At 59.6% G+C, this 18,416-nt stretch carries 16 protein-coding genes; 7 read left to right on the plus strand and 9 right to left on the minus strand.

The window, feature by feature from the left end:
• The 6 genes from GT590_RS07080 to GT590_RS14815 all read right to left on the minus strand — a co-directional run.
• Positions 1-323 (minus strand): hypothetical protein (locus tag GT590_RS07080; protein ID WP_205217243.1); only part of this gene is annotated, 323 nt, incomplete at its 3' end.
• The gene (locus GT590_RS07085) at positions 313-1,800 is read right to left on the minus strand and encodes a class I SAM-dependent DNA methyltransferase (protein ID WP_009304932.1); all 1,488 of its coding nucleotides are present in this window, start codon (positions 1,798-1,800) and stop codon (positions 313-315) included. The genes GT590_RS07080 and GT590_RS07085, both read right to left, overlap by 11 nt.
• Before the next feature lie 13 nt (positions 1,801-1,813).
• Positions 1,814-4,141 carry an EcoAI/FtnUII family type I restriction enzme subunit R gene (hsdR, locus tag GT590_RS07090; protein WP_114558124.1) on the minus strand — a complete coding sequence of 776 codons (2,328 nt, stop codon included), beginning with the start codon at positions 4,139-4,141 and terminating at the stop codon, positions 1,814-1,816.
• A complete protein-coding gene (locus tag GT590_RS07095) occupies positions 4,138-4,320 on the minus strand; it encodes a hypothetical protein (RefSeq protein WP_009304935.1) in 183 nt (60 codons plus the stop codon). Before GT590_RS07095 ends, hsdR begins: the two co-directional genes overlap by 4 nt.
• Positions 4,321-5,228: 908 nt before the next feature.
• Positions 5,229-6,245 carry a hypothetical protein gene (locus GT590_RS07100; RefSeq protein ID WP_227791384.1) on the minus strand — a complete coding sequence of 339 codons (1,017 nt, stop codon included), beginning with the start codon at positions 6,243-6,245 and terminating at the stop codon, positions 5,229-5,231.
• Positions 6,246-6,554: 309 nt separating this feature from the next.
• A complete protein-coding gene (locus tag GT590_RS14815; RefSeq protein ID WP_227791385.1) occupies positions 6,555-6,986 on the minus strand; it encodes a DUF5655 domain-containing protein in 432 nt (143 codons plus the stop codon).
• 377 nt (positions 6,987-7,363) lie between these two features.
• Here GT590_RS14815 and GT590_RS07110 point away from each other — a divergent pair, with 377 nt between their 5' ends.
• The 4 genes from GT590_RS07110 (at position 7,364) to thpR (ending at position 11,131) form a co-directional block, all read left to right on the plus strand.
• A complete protein-coding gene (locus GT590_RS07110) occupies positions 7,364-7,798 on the plus strand; it encodes an SWIM zinc finger domain-containing protein (RefSeq protein ID WP_086414777.1) in 435 nt (144 codons plus the stop codon).
• Between the two features lie 416 nt (positions 7,799-8,214).
• Positions 8,215-9,750: an amidase family protein gene (locus GT590_RS07115; protein WP_086414778.1), complete on the plus strand. Its 1,536-nt coding sequence runs from the start codon at positions 8,215-8,217 to the stop codon at positions 9,748-9,750.
• A 158-nt stretch (positions 9,751-9,908) separates the two neighbouring features.
• Positions 9,909-10,328 (plus strand): peptide deformylase, encoded by a 420-nt coding sequence (locus tag GT590_RS07120; RefSeq protein ID WP_009304956.1) that lies wholly within the window; start codon positions 9,909-9,911, stop codon positions 10,326-10,328.
• Between the two features lie 254 nt (positions 10,329-10,582).
• A complete protein-coding gene (thpR, locus tag GT590_RS07125) occupies positions 10,583-11,131 on the plus strand; it encodes an RNA 2',3'-cyclic phosphodiesterase (protein WP_114533027.1) in 549 nt (182 codons plus the stop codon).
• Here thpR and GT590_RS07130 read toward each other — a convergent pair.
• On the minus strand, positions 11,128-12,135 hold the full coding sequence (locus tag GT590_RS07130; RefSeq protein WP_009304960.1) for an asparaginase: 1,008 nt from the start codon (positions 12,133-12,135) through the stop codon (positions 11,128-11,130). The two genes, thpR and GT590_RS07130, sit on opposite strands and share 4 nt — an antisense overlap.
• 131 nt (positions 12,136-12,266) lie before the next feature.
• Here GT590_RS07130 and GT590_RS07135 point away from each other — a divergent pair, with 131 nt between their 5' ends.
• Together GT590_RS07135 and GT590_RS07140 are read left to right on the plus strand one after the other, a co-directional pair.
• Positions 12,267-13,601, plus strand: a complete 1,335-nt coding sequence (locus tag GT590_RS07135) for a Na+/H+ antiporter NhaC family protein (RefSeq protein ID WP_009304963.1) — start codon at positions 12,267-12,269, stop codon at positions 13,599-13,601.
• A 148-nt stretch (positions 13,602-13,749) separates the two neighbouring features.
• Positions 13,750-15,177, plus strand: coding sequence for an amidophosphoribosyltransferase (locus GT590_RS07140; RefSeq protein ID WP_161170971.1), 1,428 nt, complete (start codon positions 13,750-13,752; stop codon positions 15,175-15,177).
• Positions 15,178-15,190: 13 nt separating this feature from the next.
• Here the strand turns inward: GT590_RS07140 and GT590_RS07145 are convergent, their stop codons facing one another.
• Positions 15,191-17,230, minus strand: a complete 2,040-nt coding sequence (locus GT590_RS07145) for an SEC-C metal-binding domain-containing protein (protein WP_086414781.1) — start codon at positions 17,228-17,230, stop codon at positions 15,191-15,193.
• Between the two features lie 227 nt (positions 17,231-17,457).
• Between GT590_RS07145 and GT590_RS07150 the strand changes: the two genes are divergently transcribed.
• Entirely contained in the window at positions 17,458-17,718 is a 261-nt protein-coding gene (locus tag GT590_RS07150) for a translation initiation factor 2 (RefSeq protein ID WP_086414782.1), read from the plus strand.
• Here GT590_RS07150 and GT590_RS07155 read toward each other — a convergent pair.
• Complete coding sequence (locus tag GT590_RS07155; protein WP_086414783.1) at positions 17,709-18,389, minus strand: Fic family protein; 681 nt, start codon at positions 18,387-18,389, stop codon at positions 17,709-17,711. The two genes, GT590_RS07150 and GT590_RS07155, sit on opposite strands and share 10 nt — an antisense overlap.
• Positions 18,390-18,416 lie beyond the last annotated feature (27 nt).

Genomic DNA, 18,416 nt, shown 5'->3' on the forward strand with positions numbered 1-18,416 from the left:
ATGTAGGTGGTAATGCCCTCCAGCCTTGCCCACTCCCAGCCCTCGGGGATCTCGAACGGGATCTCGTCGTCGATGCAAATCGGCTCGCTCTCGCGGCCCTTCGCATCCACGCGCTTCTCATAGCGGGACCCATCGGAACCGAGGTAGATCATTGACTCGCCGCCCTTGGGAGCCTTGATCTTCTTCTCCTTGATGAGTTGCGCCCGCTCTGTGCGGATTCGCTCCAGAAGCACGGAAGCAGGCTCATCTGAAGGATCCTGCGGCACGAGCTTGCCCTGCACCGCCATCTGCAGGATCGAGTTCTTAAGGTCTTTAGCCTTCATCGACGTCCTCAATTCCCAGAATATCGCAGATCTGTGCCAACTTGCGGTCAATCTCCGCATCAAGTGCAGCGCGGCGCTGGCGGTAGTCGCGAATCAACTCGTCAGGAGGCAAAATCTCCTCTTCCTCATGCGGATAACCGCAAAGGTCGAAGTTATGGTCGGAGTTCAGTTCCTCCACGGAATAGAACTTAGCCTTGGGGCTGCCGTCCTCCTCGATCTCCTTGCGATCATTCCACCATTCGCGAACCTCATTGAAGTGTTCGGATTTGATGGGCTTGGTCTTCGAGAAGTGCTTGTACCCCTCAGGCATGCCCATGCGGTAGAACCAAACGCCTTCCGATTTGCCCGTGTTGTCAAAGAACAGGATGTTGGTGGTGATGGGTGTATAGGGGGCGAAGACGCTCTGCGGCATACGGACGACTGTATGAAGGTTCATGTCTTTCAGCAGTCGGCGTTTGATCTCGACCTTCGCGGCATCCTGGCCGAAAAGGAATCCGTCGGGGATGATGACCGCAACACGGCCGTTTTTCTTGAGGCGGTAGAGAATCAACGCTAGGAAAAGGTCGGCCGTCTCAGAGCTGCGCAGCGCGGTCGGGAAGTTGTTCTGTATCGAGGCCTTCTCGGAGCCGCCGTAGGGCGGGTTCATGAGCACCACGTCGAACTGGCCGCCCTCTTTGTGGCGGTAGTCGCGCACGTCGTGTTCAAGCGAGTTGTCGTGGAATACCTGCGGGTTATCAATATCGTGAAGCAGCATGTTGGTGATGCAGAGCAGGTACGGCAGCTGCTTCTTCTCGATGCCGTAGATCGACTTCGAATAGAGCTCCTGGTCGGAAGGTGTGTTCACCTGCTTCGCCAGCAGCTTCAGGGCGCTCGTGAGGAACCCGCCCGTGCCACATGCGAAATCGGCGACGGATTCTCCCAGCTTCGGTGCGAGCATCTCTGCCATGAAGTCGGTTACGGCGCGCGGCGTGTAGAACTCGCCCGCGTTGCCGGCTGACTGCAGGTCCTTGAGGATGATCTCGTAGATCTCGCCGAAGGCGTGGCGCTCCTTGTACTCAGTGAAATCAACCGACTCGTCGATGGCGTTGACCACTTGGCGGAGCAGGATGCCGTCCTTCATGTAGTTGTTGGCGTCGGTGAAGGCCGCCTGCACGACAACTTGGCGCAAAGGGGCGTTCTGGTCGAGCTCAAGGCCGGCGAGGGTTTTGAACAGGTCGTTGTTGACGAAGTCGAGCAGCTCGTCTCCAGTGAGAGCGCTTCCGTCTTTGGCGTCCGGCGCCCAGCTGTGCCAGCGAAGCCGGTCGGGGATTATGGATTCGTACGAATCGTCGTGGAACTCCCACTCCTCTTCCTTCGCATCGTAGATCTTCAAGAAGAACAGCCATGTCATCTGCTCGATACGCTGAGCATCGCCGTTGATGCCCGCGTCGTTGCGCATGATGTTCTGAAGGGTTTTCACCAAGGATCCCAGTGCCATGCTTCAAGCCTTTCTATGCCGAATAGAGCGCATTCTCAAGAGTTTGCACCGCGTAGATGAATTGCTTCTTGCCGCCGAATGCCTTGCATATCTTCATGGGGCTTCCGAACTGGCGGAACTCTTCGAGGTCGAGGACTCTCGTGTCGTCCAGGTCGACGAGGTTCGATGTAGCGTACTTGTCCAGCAGGGTTTCGAGCACATCGCGCGCCACGCCGGTGTACTCGTACAGGTAGCCCTTCTTCTTCACATTGTTTGCGCGCTCGCTTCGCGTGAGGGGCTTCCGGTCGTAGGCGATGTGGCAGATGAGGTCGAAATCGCTCATCTGGTCTTGCCCCGATTCCTTCCTGATCTCGTCGAGGAACACACCGCGCTCTTTGAGCTCGTCGATGATGACCTGCTTGCGGTCCTCTGCGTTCCACACAACGAGGAAATGGTCGAGAGTGTCGTATTCGCCCCGGATGTTCTTGCGGGTGTAGTCCTTCAGGCTTTCGGTCACCAGATCGCCGGAGACAGAATAGTACTCGACCCGCTCGGAAACAACCTCGACGGGAACGCCGTGAACGTAGTACTTGATATGGCCGCTCTGGTCATCGGCGCCATCCGGCCAATCGTGCGTATCAGGCGTGGGGGTGATGTCGGGCGGGCTGTCGGGCTCATCCTCGTCGGGAACCATGGGGCCATCAGGGGCCGGCTCGAAGATCTGAACCGGTTCGCCGTCGAACGCGGGGTCGGCAAACATTCGGGAGGCGTCGCGGAAGTCCAGGATGGTGAAGTACAGCTTTCCATACGGTTCGCATATGCGCGTGCCTCGGCCGACGATCTGTTTGAACTCGGTCATGCCCTGCTCGCCGTACACGTTGTCGAGCACGACGAGCTTGCAGGTCTTGCAGTTCACACCCGTGGTGAGGAGCTTCGACGTCGTGACGATAGTAGGGTACTTCTCGTCGGGGTCGATGAACTCGTCGAGCTTCGACTTGCCCTCCTTCGAATCGCCGGTGATGCGCATGATGTAGGTCGGGTGCTCTTTTACAATGTCGCTGTTCTCGTTGACCAGCGCCTGCCTCATGCGCTCGGCGTGGTCGATATCAACGCAGAAGACTATGGTCTTGGAATACCTATCGGTCTCCTTGAGGAACTGGGTTATCTTCTTGGCGACAACGTCGGTTCGCTCCTTTATCACCAGGTCGCGGTCGAAGTCCTGCTTCTCGTACACGCGATCGTCGATGAGCTCGCCGTTGTCGTCGACGGTTCCGGCTTCCGGACGCCAGCCGTAGACGTCGACGCTCGGCTTCACGCGCACGACCTGGTATGGGGCGAGAAATCCATCCTCGATTCCCTGTTTCAGCGAATAGGTGTACACCGGCTCTCCGAAGTAGTCGATGTTCGATACGTCTTTCGTTTCCTTCGGCGTGGCTGTCATGCCGATTTGGACGGCGGAGCTGAAGTATTCGAGAATCTTGCGCCATGCCGAATCGTCGGCAGCACTGCCGCGATGGCACTCGTCGACGATGATGAGGTCGAAGAACTCGGGGCTGAACTCCCTGAAGATCTCTTCGCCGTCGGTGCCGACGAGTTGCTGATAGAGGGCGAAGTAGATCTCGTAGGCCGGGTCGAGCTTGCGATGCTCAACCTTCGTGATCACCTTGCGCAGCGGCTTGAAGTCGCCGTCGATGGTTTGGTCGACGAGGATGTTCCTGTCGGCAAGGTAGAGCACCTTTCGAGCCAAGCCCGCCTCGCGCAGGCGATGGACTATCTGAAAGGCGGTGTACGTCTTACCCGTGCCGGTGGCCATGACGAGAAGGAGCCTGTTCTGGCCCTTGGCGATCGCTTCGACCGTTCGGTTGACCGCGTTGCGCTGATAGTAGCGGGGCGAGTTGCCGCCGCGCTCGTAATAAAAGGGCGACGAAACGATGCCCTCGGCCTTCTCCGTCGAAAGCCCCTTCGATTCACGATAGCGCTTCCAGAGCTCGTCCGGGGTCGGGAACTGGTCCATCCCAAGGCGACGAACCTTACCTGTGGTGAAGTCGTGCTCTGCGAATCCCTTGCCGTTGGAGCTGTAGGCAAAGGGGACGTCGAGCGCGATGGCGTAGTCCATCGCCTGCTGCAGGCCGGCCTCCACCGTGTGGTTCGAATCCTTCGCCTCGACTATGGCGATGGGCATCTCGCGCCTGTACATAAGCAGATAGTCGGCCTTCTTCGGTTTCTTCCTGATATGGAGGTTCTTTCGAACGATGATTTCGCCGTCGGTGAAATAGTATTCGGTGAAAATCTGATTATCGGCGTCCCAACTCTTTTTCAGCACGGGATCGATGAGCTTCAAACGCACGTCCGACTCGTTCACCGCATTTCCCTCCTGACCGCCTCTTCCGCAAGGATCGATGCGATGAAGGCGCTTGCCGACACGCAATCCTGCTTGGCCATGGCCATTACCGCCTGCTTGAGGTCGGGGGTGACGGCGAAGATGATCCGCTCGGTCTTCTTGCCGTTGAGGAGCGTCTGCTTGAGCTCGGTCTCGTCCATCGTCATTCCTTTGAACGTCCAGCCTGAGGTGCCGCATGGTCTGGCATCATTGTTATATAAGTTTACCATATGCTGCCGTCTACCTGACGTTATGGCGAACCGTAGTTGGTTTTGCGCCTTCGCAAAGACGGAGTAAACGGTTCGATTCGCCAACCATCAGGGCTCCCATCTGCCGAAACCCGTGGCAGGCTTGCCTGTCAGCGCCGCCGCCGTAGGCGGAACCCTTATCCTGCATCAGCACTCGAAGAGGGCCGAAACCCGCGGCAAGTCCGGCTGGCCCGGAAGTCGAAAAGGGATTCCCAAGGAGAATCCTTGGGCGTAGAAGAGCTCGAGAAGGCGGCGGCGCTTTCTCGGATTCCTGGCGCGAATCCGGCCGGAATCCATTATTGCTCCTGCGGTCGTCCATGCTGCAATCCGAGCATGCCTATTCATCCCGCGTCGATGCCTCCAATCAATCTTCGGACGATACACGAATGATAGCCCTTGCAGTCCCCTTTGCATGTCCCACAACGGGGACTCTGCGGATAAAAGGAAGATTTGCGCTAGGGACGTTTTACTACCAACAACGTCGCTACTTTGCACAGAATCGGATGTTCAACGCGTACCATGATGCCGTCCATTGCCCTTGCCTCATCGGCAAGCCTCCGGCAGCGCATCTGACAGAAACACAAATCACTACCGTACGTGGAAGCCGTCTCGCAACACTCCATCTATATGAGCTTCGCCATTGCGTGCGAGTAAACGATACGGCGTACCCCCCCACCAGTACGTTCAGCTCATCATACCGCCCTAAACTAAAGCGTCATCGAGCAAGCCGCAACACACCCACCAGATAGCAAAACATCGCGAATTCCCATGCACTGCCTCATGGCATCAGCTTCCATATCAGACTTCATCGTAAGGGGACATCATTCGCCAAACGCCTCCGTTTCGTTCTTTTCTGAGACCGACGCTCTTGCCATCGCCCCAAGCTTAAGGGCGGTATCCACAGCAAGAATCGACTTCAAAGAATGGACTTTTGTGCCGTAATTCATCTGGCAACCATGACAGATCTTATTTCTCAGCGGATTATCTACGGCAAGTTCGTCAAAAGACCCGGTGTTCGCCAAAGCAATGTTCACCAAATAGTCTATAGCTGAATCGATTCGCATGAAGCCTTTATCTGTAATAGAAGCCATAGCAATAGCATGATCTTTAACGTTGCGCAACACTTTTTCCCGATTGAGACCTGCACGCTTGACGACGCAGAAATACACCTCATTATCCAAATACGCAAAGGCGTTAAAGCTATCGACACTCGAAGACAGCAATCCTTCGAGCTGAGTGATGCTGATCAGCGTTGAGGCTATATAGTCCCCGTCAAGATGACGACTCAAAGCCAGATCCAACAGTTTGCGCGCTTCCAAACTGATGAAACTATATTCTTCCCATTTGCCCCCAATAGACTCAACTCTTTCCCTATCGAACACAGATAAGGACCACTCAGTCAATGCAACCCGCAACTCATCGTCAGACATACCCATATCATATAAGTTTGCCACTTCTTCCTCTTCTGCGCCGGAAAGAACGAGAGCCAAGGGCCAATCCGTTACCTTGTAGCACTTACAAGCCTTCTCAAAAACAACAATTGGATAAACTGAATTTGCAAGCCTTTCCTGCATCTCTTGCCAGCCAGGAATCAAATTCTGCATACGCTGACTAATAGCCTTCAAAGACTCCAGCGCAGGAAAAGAAGACTGAAAGATTCCTTGGAGCTTGTCCGCTACCTGAGCAAGGCTAGACATGGCGGGCGCAAAGCTCTTATATGACTCGCCCAAGTTCGTAGAGTTTTCCGAATCGCAGTGATACGTCCATTTTATACCGCTTTCGGCCTCGGACTTATCGGCCGCATCGTCAATATCGACAACATCCCTCTCTCCTGCCATCAACACCTCCTATGATACCGAGATAATTGTGTCTTCTTTGACTCGCTTGATAGCCATCACCAGCTGCATCTGCTGCTTCACCAAACAACACGACAAACGAGAACCGCCTGCCGAACGATACCTCGTCAAGCTCGCCAAGCTCCATGATGCCATTCGATCCAATGTGGTCCGCAACGCGCTGCGCGAAGCAGGCTGATCAGCGGTTAATACGCCGTCGCTCGCGAATGGCTCCCTTGCCACGCCGAGTCGAACGATCCTCGACCAGCTCCCAACGGCTCTTCAACCGCCCAAGCCCCCCGCCAATCCCCCCTAATTCTCCAAGTACGCCCTATCGAGCAGCGGCTTGACGCTATCCAACTCGTCCATGATACGAATGCTGCACTCCAGATCGCCCGTACCCCAGTGGCCCTTTTCGCGAGCGTCAATAACGATGTCGCCCAGCTTAACAGTATCTGGATCCAAATGTATATGCAGAATCACGCGCGTCCTGTTCACCTCGACGCAAACGATGTTGCAGACCTTCTTGATAGCCAAGTACAGCTTGAGCTCGTTTTCGGATACGTTGTCGCCTTGCTCCACCATGTAACGACGCACCTCATCGACGATCTCGCGCAATTCGTCTGTCGTTCCGGCATACTGCTGAGCAAAGGTCTTGTCGCCCGATCTCGACTTCGCGAAGCCTCCACAGGTCGCAAAAGAAACCGGCGCAACAGTAGACGGCGAATTCAGATACTCGAACACACTACGTCGCCGCCATTTGCGTAACGAATCAAACGAATATTGCGATTCATCTGCTTTATCGCGTGCAAATCGTACCTGCCGAATGCGTTTGCGATGCAATATACGACGGGCGAACTCCAATCTATAGCGTCGGCGGCCCGCCTGCCAAGTTTTTCAATTACAAGCAGCTTGAAGTCCGCGCGGTGATCGATAAGCCAACGAGGTAGAATAACCCTTGGTTGATTACGTTCTCATTGACGTCGCGTTTGCAGTACCTCGCTTAGCAGGGCGGCTGCACGACTCCCGTTCGCCTCGCTGCCAGCCGGTTGCATCTTCCCCCATTCGAACGTACACTCAATCTCAATTAACCTGCGACAACGACAGAAACGAGGCCTTTCATGAGCTTCTGGTCTTCAGCAAGCGGAGCTTCCATATGGCGAGGCTACGACTACTTCAAGGAAGGAAAAGTCGAGGCGTATGAGCAGCTGGCCGAAAACATCTTCGAGAGCCGCATACAAGGATCGGCGGAAGACCCCTACCATACCGTCATCGACATCGAGCATCCCAAGCGCTCTCATTGCGATTGCCCTTTCGCAAAAGACAGGCGAGTTGTCTGCAAGCACATGGTCGCATTGTGCTTCACCGCGTTTCCCAGCGAAGCCGACGCCTTCCTGCGCGAAGTCAAGGAACCGAAAAAGGAAGAAGAGCGCCGGCAGCAAGAGCATTACAAAGAGCTCGAACGCTACGTCAAAAGCCTGAAAAAAGACGAGCTGCAAAAGCAGCTCTACAACGCGCTCCTTGAGCTTGAAGAGAGGAACAACCGGTATTGGTAGCGCAACATATGCGCAAACACGCCCTCGAAAGCAGGCTCAAGACCCAGGCGTCTTGATTAGACACGTCAGAACCTTCGCCGCAATGACGATAGAGGCAAAAAGCAGTGCAAGAAAAACCCCGAGGAGTCCCTGCTTTTCCATCCCTCCCTTCCAGCCAATCGTCTCCTCCAAAACTCAAGATAGCACAATCGATGCGCACGCCACGCACCGAGCATCGGCCAGCAAGCACTCCTGCGCTCGCCGACTCCCTCCCAACCTTAAAAACACCTGAAATCTCGTTTGACATGGTATAAAAGGCCGCAGCAACATAATGCCATTGGACGAACCCACCTCCCGGACGAAACCCCACAACCCCACGGCGCAACCGGAAACGCAGAGACAGACACCGCATCCCCAACCGAAGCGAGGAGACCGCGATGAAAACCCGCCTGAAAATCATACTACCCGCATCGATCATATCGATCGCCCTGGTCGGCGTTGCCATAGCGGCGTTCGCGCTTCCAAGATCGCTCGCGCCCGAACAGGAAGAGCGCATCTCCTACGACAAGGACCAGCAGGTTGCGCTCATCGATTCGCAGCTTGCCGGGATTGACCTCGAGAAGGTCCGCGCGAAAAAAGACCTGATCATGGAGAAGCCCATCGAAGACCTGCATGCGGCGATCTCAAAAGGCGACTTGACCTACGAAGAACTGACGGCGTTCTACCTGGATCGCATCAAAACATACGATGCCGGTGAAAAGGGCATCAACGCAGTAGCGGCGATCAATCCGAAGGCGATAGAGGAAGCCCGCACCCTCGACGCGAGCTCCGCAACTCCGGCGGGCATGAGGGGAATCCCCGTCCTCGTCAAAGACAACGTCAACACGAACACCATGCCCACCAGCGGCGGCACCTACGCGCTCAAGGACTTCACGCCAAAAGACGACGCTGACGTAGTAACGGCCCTGACGAACAGCGGCGCCATCATTTTGGGCAAGTCGAACCTGTCGGAGCTCGCAAACTTCATGGACACGAAGATGCCGAGCGGCTACAGCTCCAAGGCCGGCCAAACCCACAATCCCTTCGATCCCCTCAACCTTTCGCCGGAAGGATCCAGCTCCGGAAGCGGCGCGGCCGTTGCCGCCAACTTCTCCGCAGCAGCAATCGGGACGGAAACCACAGGCTCCATCATCGCGCCGGCGGCGATCCATTCGATAGTCGGCTTCAAGCCCACGAAAGATGCCATTTCCACCGCAGGCGTGATCCCCCTGTCCTCCACCATGGACACCGTGGGAACCATGGCGAAAAGCGTCAAGGACGCAGCCGTTCTCTACAACGCATCCGCATCGGACGCATCGAAGGCCGCGAGCGAACAGCTCGATGCTGGCTTTCTCAAGGGGAAGCGCATCGGCATTGTCGGCGACGATCCGCAGCAAGCCCTCGCCCGCAAAATCGAGGCCTGCGGCGCGCAAGCGGTGCCAGTCGAGCTTTCGGAAGACGGAATAGACAACGAGTACATCATCAACCAGGACTTCAAAAACGATCTCGACCGCTATCTGCAAACCTACCAAGCGCCGGTGAAAAGCCTTTCCGATCTGGTCGCCTTCAACCAGAAAGACCCGAGCAGGCGGGCGAAATATGGCCAGGATCTCCTTGAAGACGCGAACGAAGTGACCGAATTCGACAAAGCGAAGGTCGAGGCGATGGTCAAAACCGCGCAAAGCAGGATCGATGACCTGCTTCGCGACGAGAAGCTCGACGCCCTCGTGTTCTACGACAACGAAGGCGTACTCGTGCCAGCCACGGCGGGATACCCCGAGCTGACGGTGCCCGCCGGCGTCTCGGACGAAGGCGCCCCAAGAGGGGCCACCTTCGTCGCAGGGCGAAACGAGGACGAGAAGCTGCTCAACATCGCCTACAGCTTCGAGCAGAAAACCGCCGCACGTGCAATTCCCGAGAACTACCTGAATTAGAACCGCCCTCGATTGACGAGCGCTTGAATGCATCGTCAACAACATCCCGTACCAACAAGCTCAAGCGCAAAAACGGCGAAAGCTGAGAACCTCGTCCTCCTTCATGATAAAATCCTCGAACAAGCATCGAACGACGAGACATCCTTGGACGGAGCATCATGATCAAAGAACTGGTAAAGGACGAGGCCATCCTCTCGCAGGTATGCACCCCTGCCACGACCGACGACGCGCAGGTGGCGGACGACCTTGTGGAAACGCTGACGTCGATGGACGGCGCCGCTTGCTTGGCGGCGAACCAGATCGGCGCAACGACCTGCATCATCGCATACCTAGACGACGACGATCAACCGCACGTCATGTACAACCCGCGCCTGCTGCAGGCGCTCGGCGCGTTCAAGGCCGTCGAAGGCTGCCTCTCGCTTGAAGCCGACTCCAAAGTCACGCGCTTCGACCGCATCAAGGTGGGCTACAGCGAACTGGTCGACGGCGAGCTCAAGCCGCGCAAGAAGGATTTCAACGGCTGGACGGCGCAGATCATCCAGCACGGCATCGACCACTGCAAGGGCAAGCTGGTCTAGCCTCATGGGCAAGAAGCCGCACGCTGCCGAGCGCCCCTTGCCGCCCGCGCCCAAGCTCAACCGCGCCCTGCGCGGCGGCTTGGGTCCGAACAAGGCATCGGGCCACAAAGGCGGTATCAGCCGACAGGGCTCGAAGCGGGGATAACGGTCCGCGTTATGCACGCAGTATAGAAGCGACGATCTCGCGCTGCTCGATCGCCGCTTTCCCGCGCCCGCGCGCAAGATGCCGCTCGACATGGAATAAGGAGCTCCCCATGAGGACGTTCATCGCGCTCGACCTCCCGCCCGGCTTCGCCGACGACGCGGCCGCGCTCGCCCGCCGGCTGAGCGCGTCGATGGAAGGGCGCTTCCTGCCGCGCGACACCTACCACCTCACGCTCGCCTTCCTCGGCGACGTCGACGAAGCGCAGCTCGCTGCCGCGGCCGACGCGCTGGAAGCCGCTTGCGCCGGCGCGTCCCCCGTCCCGCTGCGCAGCGACGGCCTGGGAAAGTTCGGCCGCGCAACCGACGCGACGCTGTGGCTGGGCATCGCCGCCGCACCCGAGCTCGAGCAACTGGCGGCGCGTCTGCGCGACGAGCTGCGCGCCCGCGACGTGCCCTTCGACGCCAAGCCCTTCAAAGCGCACCTCACCCTCGCGCGCCGCGCCCGCATCCCGCACGTCGGCCTGCCGCACCTGGCTTTTCCCCAAGACGACGAGGCGTACGACGTCACCCTCTACAAGAGCACGCTCGACCGCGCGGGCGCCGTCTACAAGTCGCTGCACACAGTGCGCCTCGGAACCATCGCAGCCGAGCGTTCCTAGCCCTCTTCCGCCAGCCGGTCGTGGTTCACCGTGCGGTAGAACAGGTCGCGGATCTCGTCGGGGTCGCTCGTCTGGCCGAGCGCCCACATGGTCTTCGCCACAAGCGCCTCGGTGGTCATGTCGCCACCCTTGAGGATGCCGCGATGTCCCGCATAGGCGCGCCCGACCTCGTACACGCCCAGGTCGCAGCCCTCTTCGGGCACCTGCGTGGTCACGACCAGCGTGCGCCCCGAATCCACCCATCCGAAGATGGCGCGGCGATAGTCGCCGTAGTCGGGGATGCCCCCGATGCCGAACGTCTCCAGGATGACAGCGTCGTAATCGCGCTTGAGCAGGTCGAAGATGCTCGGATTCATCTCGGGCGTCAGCTTGAGCACGAACACGCGCTCGTTGAGGCTATCGTACACGCGCGGCGCTCCCCCGACGCCCGCGCACGTCGCAGGCGACCCCGCCCTCACGATGCGCTCGCCGCGCACCAGCGCGATCTCAGGAAAGTTCACGCTGGTGAACGCGTCAAAGCTCATCGTACGCTGCTTGCGCGCCCGCGTGCCGGCTATCACCGCGCCGCCGAACACCACCGACACGTCGCACGAGCGATCGTCGGCCGCGAACAGCAGGCTCTGGTACAGGTTGAGCTTCGCGTCGGTGAAGGGGCTGGCCATGGGCTGCTGCGAACCGGTCAGCACGATGGGCTTCGGGCTGCCCTGCACCAGGTAGGACAGCGCGGCGGCCGTGTAGGCCATCGTGTCGGTGCCGTGCAGCACCACGAACCCGTCGTAGGCGTCGTAAGCGTCCACGATCTCGTCGCGGATGCGCATCCAGTCGGCCGGGCGCATGTTCGTACTGTCGATGTTCATCGGCTGCACCACGTCGAAATCGCACACATCCGCGATCTCGGGCACGTAGCGCGCCAGCTCTTCGCCGCCCAGCGCCGGCGCCAAGCCGCGCCCATCCTCGACCGATGCGATGGTGCCGCCCGTCGCCACCAGCAGTATCTTCTTCATACCGTCGCTTTCCTCCATTCGACCGCTCTCGCCACAGTGTAGCACTCGAAACGCGCGCCTTGCCCTCTATTGCCCGCACCTTACGGTATGATGGAACACCGCAACGAAGACGAAGGCAAGAAGGGACGAATATGGAGGAGAAAACCACCGAGACCGTCAAGAAGGGCAACGTCAAGGCGCTGCTTCCGATCGGGGTGTTTTTGGTGCTGTATCTGGGACTGGGCATCTTGTTCGAGTACGGCATGGGCATTCCCATGGGCTTCTACAACATCCCCGTCGTGGTGATTTTCCTCGTCGCGCTTCTGGTGGCGTGCTTCCAAAACCGAAAGCTGCCCTTCGATGACAAGCTTACCATCATGGGCCGCGGCATGGGAGACAAGACCATCGTCACCATGGTGCTCATCTTCATGGTGGCCGGCATCTTCGTGGGCACCGTAGGCCGCGACAGCGCCGAAAGCGTGGCCTACCTGCTGCTTTCCGTCGTTCCCGTGCAGTTCGCCGTAGCGGTGCTGTTCGTGGTGAGCTGCTTCGTGTCGCTGTCGATGGGCACGTCGGTGGGTACCATCACGCTGATCACGCCCATCGCCGTGGCGGTGTCGTCCGCGTCCGGCTTCAGCCTGCCGCTGTGCGTGGCCAGCGTCATGGGCGGCGCCATGTTCGGCGACAACCTCTCGTTCATCTCCGACACCACCATCGCAGCCTGCCAAGGCCAAGGCTGCCAGATGAAGGACAAGTTCCGCGAGAACTTCAAGATCGCCCTACCCGCGGCCATCGTATCGCTCGTCATCATCCTCGCTCTGTCGTTCGGCGCCGACCTCGGCGGCAGCGTCGTTCACGAATACGACCTGATCCAGCTCATCCCCTACCTCATCGTGCTCGTTGGCGGCATCATCGGCGTGAACGTGTTCGTTGTGCTGTTGCTGGGCATTCTGTCGGGCTCTATCATCATGGTGGCCACGGGTGCCACTGCCGCCACCGACCTGCTGGCCAACATGGGCTCGGGTGCCGCAGGCATGTTCGAGACCACGATGGTGGCGCTGCTGGTGTCGGCCATCTGCGCGCTCATCCGCGAGTACGGCGGGTTCGTGGCGCTGTTGAACGGCATCAAAAGCCTGTTCAAAAGCAAGAAAGGCGGTCAGCTGGGCATGGGCTTGCTGGTGGGTGCCATGGACATCGCCACCGCGAACAACACCGTGGCCATCGTCATCTCGAACCCCATCGCCGCCGATATGGCGAAGACGTACGGCATCTCGAAGCGCAAGACGGCATCGCTTTTGGACACGTTCTCGTGCGTTTTCCAAGGCATCCTGCCCTACGGCGCCCAGATGCTCGTGGCCATCTCGGCCGCCACGGAGCTTGGCTTCGCGGTGTCGGCGTTCCAGATCATCCCGTTTCTGTTCTACCCGTTCCTGCTGCTGATCAGCTCGCTCGTGTTCATCTTCATCGTTCCGGACAAGAAGAGCTAGCCGAAGAGGGAAAACGCTTCGCCACGAGGCGCGAACTCGTGCAGAAAACGCGGATCGTGGCCGCTCAGCGTTCCTTCGGACCGGCGGTAGCCGTATACTGATATTTTTGTTGGCACGGATTAGCGGCAGGCACAACGAAAGGCAAGCAATGGGCGGATTCTTTGGGGCGGCGGCGCATCACGACGTGGTGCTGGACGTGTTCTTCGGCGTGGACTACCACTCCCACCTGGGAACGAAATGCGCAGGCATGATCTTCCACGATGCGGAGGAAGGATGCTTCCAACGCGAGATCCACTCGATCGAGAACACGCCGTTCCGCACGCGCTTCGAAGACGACCTGCAGGGCTTCCACGGTTGCAGCGGCATCGGCTGCATCAGCGACACCGACCCGCAGCCGCTGCTGGTGCGCTCGCACCTGGGCACGTTCGGCATCACCGCGGTGGGCGCCATCAACAACGCCGAGGAGCTGGTGGAGAAGAACTTCGCCAGCGGCGGCCGGCAGTTCATGGCCATGAGCTCGGGCAAGGTGAACACCACGGAGCTCGTCGCCGCGCTCATCAACCAGAAAGACGACTTCGTTTCGGGCATCAAGCACGCACAGGAATCCATCGACGGGTCGCTCACGCTGCTCATCATCACCCAGGACGGCCAGATCATCGCCGCGCGCGACAAGGTTGGCCGCCTGCCCGTGCTCATCGGCAAGAGCGACGACGGCTTCTGCATCTCGTTCGAATCGTTCGCCTACCACAAGCTGGGCTACCGCGACGAGTACGAGCTGGGCCCCGGCGAGATCGTGCTGGTGAACCCCGACGAGTACCGCACCATCTCCCCCGCCGGCGACAAGATGAAGATCTGCGCGTTTTTGTGGGTGTACTACGGCTATCCGAACTCGAATTACGAAGGCGTGAACGTCGAGGTCATGCGCTATCGCAACGGCGCCATCATGGCGCGCGACGAGGCCGCGGCGGGCGGCGCGCCCGAGCTCGACTACGTGGCCGGCGTGCCCGACTCGGGCGTGCCGCACGCAATCGGTTACGCCACCGAATGCAAAACCCCCTTCGCCCGCCCGTTCATCAAGTACACGCCCACGTGGGCGCGCTCGTTCATGCCGAGCAACCAGGAAGTGCGCAACCGCGTGGCGAAGATGAAGCAAATACACATCCCCGAGCTCATCAACGAGAAGAAGCTGCTGTTCGTGGACGATTCCATCGTGCGCGGCACGCAGCTGAACGAGACGGTGGACTTCCTGTACAAGTGCGGCGCAGAAGAAGTGCATATGCGCTCGGCCTGCCCGCCCATCATGTTCAGCTGCAAGTACCTGAGCTTCTCCAGCAGCCGTTCCGACATGGAGCTGCTCGCACGCCGCATGGTGGACCAGCTGGAAGGCGAGGAGGGCGTGCAGCACCTCGACGAGTACGCCGACGGCTCCACCGAGCGCGGCAAGTGCATGTTGAAATCCATCTGCGAGCAGATGGGCTTCGATTCGCTAGGCTACCAGTCGCTCGACGGCATGCTGGAAGCCATCGGCATCGATCCCGAGAAGGTGTGCACGTACTGCTGGACCGGCAAGGAATAACCCCGAGGGGCGTCTACCTTCCGCAGCACTTCTTGTACTTCTTGCCGCTGCCGCAAGGGCAAGGGTCGTTGCGGCCGACCTTCATGACGTCGCCCCTCTCGTTGTAGAACACCTTCTTGCCGGCCATACGCTCCAGCAGCTCCTGCGGCGACCAGCCGTTGTTCTCCCACGAGGGCAGCGAGTTGTACACGTTCGTGATCAGCTTGGGCAGCCGTTCCTCGTCCTCGCAGCACGCGTCAAGGCCCAGCTCGCGCACGTAGGCAAACAAATCTTGGATTCCTGCGCCCTCCATCGCACCCATGACCAGAGCCTCGACTACGCGGTCCGCGAAGAAGAAGTCGTCCTCACCGTCGGGGACGCGGGCATCCAGGAAGTTCCGCAGCTGCACCACGGTGGACAGCTCGAACAGCGCGCCGAGCGCGTCGCGCTGCAGCATGGAGGGCTCGAACGGGCGCGGCGGGTTTTTCGCGTGCTCCTCCAACAGGAAACGCCGGTAGCCGTCAAGTTCCTCCCATTCGGAGCCGAGGCCCTCCCCCATCCGGTGGAGGGCTTTCTCGATCAAGCCCTCGTCTACGACCTCGTCCGCGAGACTCGTCAGATCGTCCAGGAAGTCGGGGGCGTGCAGACGGGCGTACTCGGAAGCCGCGTAATCGTTGCCGATGGCATAGTGAACCAGGTGATCCACCCCGTCGCACTCCCACAGCTCGAACCCGCACTCGAAGAAGGAAGCCTCAACTTCGATCAGCTCGACGAACCGCCGGCGCGTCACAGGATCGGAACAGGCCTCCCGGTAGCGAAGGTAGGCATCGTCGAGCGAGACGACACCGTAGAAGGTGGTGCACGCCTCAGCGCACGTCACCACCTCTTCGTTCCGGACCCGCACCCGTTCGATCTCCTCGAAGTCGACGTCTGCGAGCATGCACTTGGTCTGCTCCGGGGCGAAGGCCGTGAAGCGCCCTCCCTGCCAAAACAGGAACGTGTATGGCATGAGGGGCGTCAGGTACAGGCGTCTGCTCACATCTTCGGCGCCGAACGACACGGCTCCCTCGCACGCCAGCTCCTTGGCCGTCCTGAAAGCGCCCGGGGAGCACGCGGCCAGCATATCGCGCAGCAGGTCGGACGACGAGGGGACGCTCTCCGCGACAGCGTGGGCCAGCTCGGCCTTGCGCAGCTTGGAGAGCCCCTTAAGGCCGAGCGCCCGGCCGATGCCTTCGAGTTCCGCCTTCGTGTGCAGCTCCAGGCACGCCCCGAGCGTGCCGGCCGGCTCGCGGTCCAGGGCACGTTCCCGCAGGATGGCCTCCTTCTGCTCGAAGCGCCCCTCGTCCCACGTGTCGAAGCGTTCGTCGAGAGCCGCAGCGCGTTCGGCCTCCGAAAGCCCAGCGAGCGTGCCGCGATGGAAGCCCGGGGGAAGCTGCTCCCCGAAGGCGGCGATACGGGCGTCGCGCTCGGCATCGGCCAAGAGACGCTCGACGGCGCGGTTGCGACCGGCCTCGTTGAGGGCGCGCGAGCGCGCGACGAAGTCCGCAGCGGTGCGCACGAGACCCTTGGCGCGGCGTTCCTTGAAATCCGCCTGGGCGGAAGCAGCGGCCTCGGAGTTGAACTCGATGCCGAGCACGTTCAACATGCCGTCGTAGACGATCAGATCGTCGAACGGCAGCAACGTGGCGCGCACCACGTCGGGCCACTCGTCCAGCAACTCGCTCGGTTCCAACTGTATCCCGGCAACCGCGAACACGTCCTCGTCGCCCATGAGCAAGGCGCGCCCACCCTCGTGCCCCATGAACACGAACGAGCCCGTCAACGCATCCTTCCACGCAAGAGCGGTGTCGAGGAAGCGCTTCGGCAGGTCGAAAGGGTTCTCGCGGACGAAGTCGTCAATGATCCCGACGCTATCCCACAGCGTCTCGGCCACGAGGGCAGCCTTGGATTGGGATTCGAGATCGACGATGGGGAGGGGAAGCTCGCGGACCACCTCGAAGCGCTCGTTGGCGTACCCAAGCAGCGCGTTGATGAGCGTATAGAACCGGTCGGCCTGCTCGTACGTGAGAATCATGGAAGAACTCCTCGGTCGCGGATCGTCCTGATCAATCTATCGGAACAATCGCATTGTACCATCCATGCGATAGGACCGGGCTGCGCGACTGTTTCGACCTGCACCGTTTCACAGTACGCGACTGATTTCCGTCGGAGGGTCGCTTGTCCCGATAGTGGTACTCACTCCCCGCGCGTTTCCGGTATCCTTCGCAGCATACGAACGAAGCGCCGACGAAGGAGAGTCCCATGAGCAATGCAGCCCTCGCATCCCAGCCCCAACCCCGGCAGACGCGCGGAGCCCACGCGCGCCCGAATCGCGCCGTCGAGATCCGGGTCATCCCCGGCGGCCTACTGCGCGAGGAGCCGCACCCGGCCCACGCGAAGGCCAGCCTGCTCGACGGCATGCACGGCATCGGCTTCGATCTCATCGGAAAGGAACGCGCCGTCGCGGCAACGTTCGGGATCCTGTTCGCCCTCGCCGCGCTGGCTGCGACGATCTACTCCTGAGCGGCCTCGGCAAACGCTGCGATCCGCTCTTCCTCGCTATGGGAAAACGATCGGAACATCTCGGCGAGCCCATCCGAATCGCCGTCGGCGAGCATCGCAAGATATTCGGCGCGGCGCTCGAACGGAACGACGACGGGAGCCAACCCCGCCTGCAAAAGACCGCGGTTGACGAGTATCCTGCCCGTGCGTCCATTGCCGTCCTCGAAGGGATGGATGCGCTCGAACCGGATATGGAAACGCGCCTCGCGCAGATACGGGTCTACGTCGTCGGCATGGTTGTACTCGTGAACCAATTGCATCATGAGCTGGTTCACCTGGTTCGGCTTCGGCGGCAGGTGCTCTGCGCCGCGAATGAGCACCGAGATCGTTCGATAGCCGCCGATTTCGTTGATGTTCTTGTTGATAGCCTGCGCAATCCTCTTGACGAGCCGCTCGCTCAAGGGCACTTGCATTTCCTCAAGCGCCAGGCTCAGCGCGTATTTGTGGTTGATTGCCTCGTACAGTTCTCTCGCAGTAGCCGTTACCTGCAAAGAATTATCGTTCCAGAGGATTGCGTACGTTTCGGCGTACGAAAGCGTGCTGCCTTCGATGGCGTTCGAATGGTAGGTGCTTCTCGTTATGAAATCCTCGAAGTACGCCCTGTTGCCGCGCATGAATGCGACTGCGTCCACGATATGCGCCTCCTCTCCGTCGAGTTC

Origin of the sequence: Eggerthella sp. BIOML-A1 (assembly GCF_009875595.1) — a bacterium.
GTDB classification, from domain to species: Bacteria; Actinomycetota; Coriobacteriia; order Coriobacteriales; family Eggerthellaceae; genus Eggerthella; species Eggerthella lenta.

Coding starts and splice junctions, on each gene's coding strand:
- GT590_RS07135 (WP_009304963.1), top strand. CDS start 12,267: ATGGAGGAGAAAACCACCGAGACCGTCAAGAAGGGCAACGTCAAGGCG.
- GT590_RS07130 (WP_009304960.1), bottom strand. CDS start 12,135: ATGAAGAAGATACTGCTGGTGGCGACGGGCGGCACCATCGCATCGGTC.
- GT590_RS07120 (WP_009304956.1), top strand. CDS start 9,909: ATGATCAAAGAACTGGTAAAGGACGAGGCCATCCTCTCGCAGGTATGC.
- GT590_RS07085 (WP_009304932.1), bottom strand. CDS start 1,800: ATGGCACTGGGATCCTTGGTGAAAACCCTTCAGAACATCATGCGCAAC.
- GT590_RS07140 (WP_161170971.1), top strand. CDS start 13,750: ATGGGCGGATTCTTTGGGGCGGCGGCGCATCACGACGTGGTGCTGGAC.
- GT590_RS07100 (WP_227791384.1), bottom strand. CDS start 6,245: ATGGCAGGAGAGAGGGATGTTGTCGATATTGACGATGCGGCCGATAAG.
- GT590_RS07145 (WP_086414781.1), bottom strand. CDS start 17,230: ATGATTCTCACGTACGAGCAGGCCGACCGGTTCTATACGCTCATCAAC.
- GT590_RS07115 (WP_086414778.1), top strand. CDS start 8,215: ATGAAAACCCGCCTGAAAATCATACTACCCGCATCGATCATATCGATC.
- GT590_RS07110 (WP_086414777.1), top strand. CDS start 7,364: ATGAGCTTCTGGTCTTCAGCAAGCGGAGCTTCCATATGGCGAGGCTAC.
- thpR (WP_114533027.1), top strand. CDS start 10,583: ATGAGGACGTTCATCGCGCTCGACCTCCCGCCCGGCTTCGCCGACGAC.
- GT590_RS07150 (WP_086414782.1), top strand. CDS start 17,458: ATGAGCAATGCAGCCCTCGCATCCCAGCCCCAACCCCGGCAGACGCGC.
- GT590_RS07095 (WP_009304935.1), bottom strand. CDS start 4,320: ATGGACGAGACCGAGCTCAAGCAGACGCTCCTCAACGGCAAGAAGACC.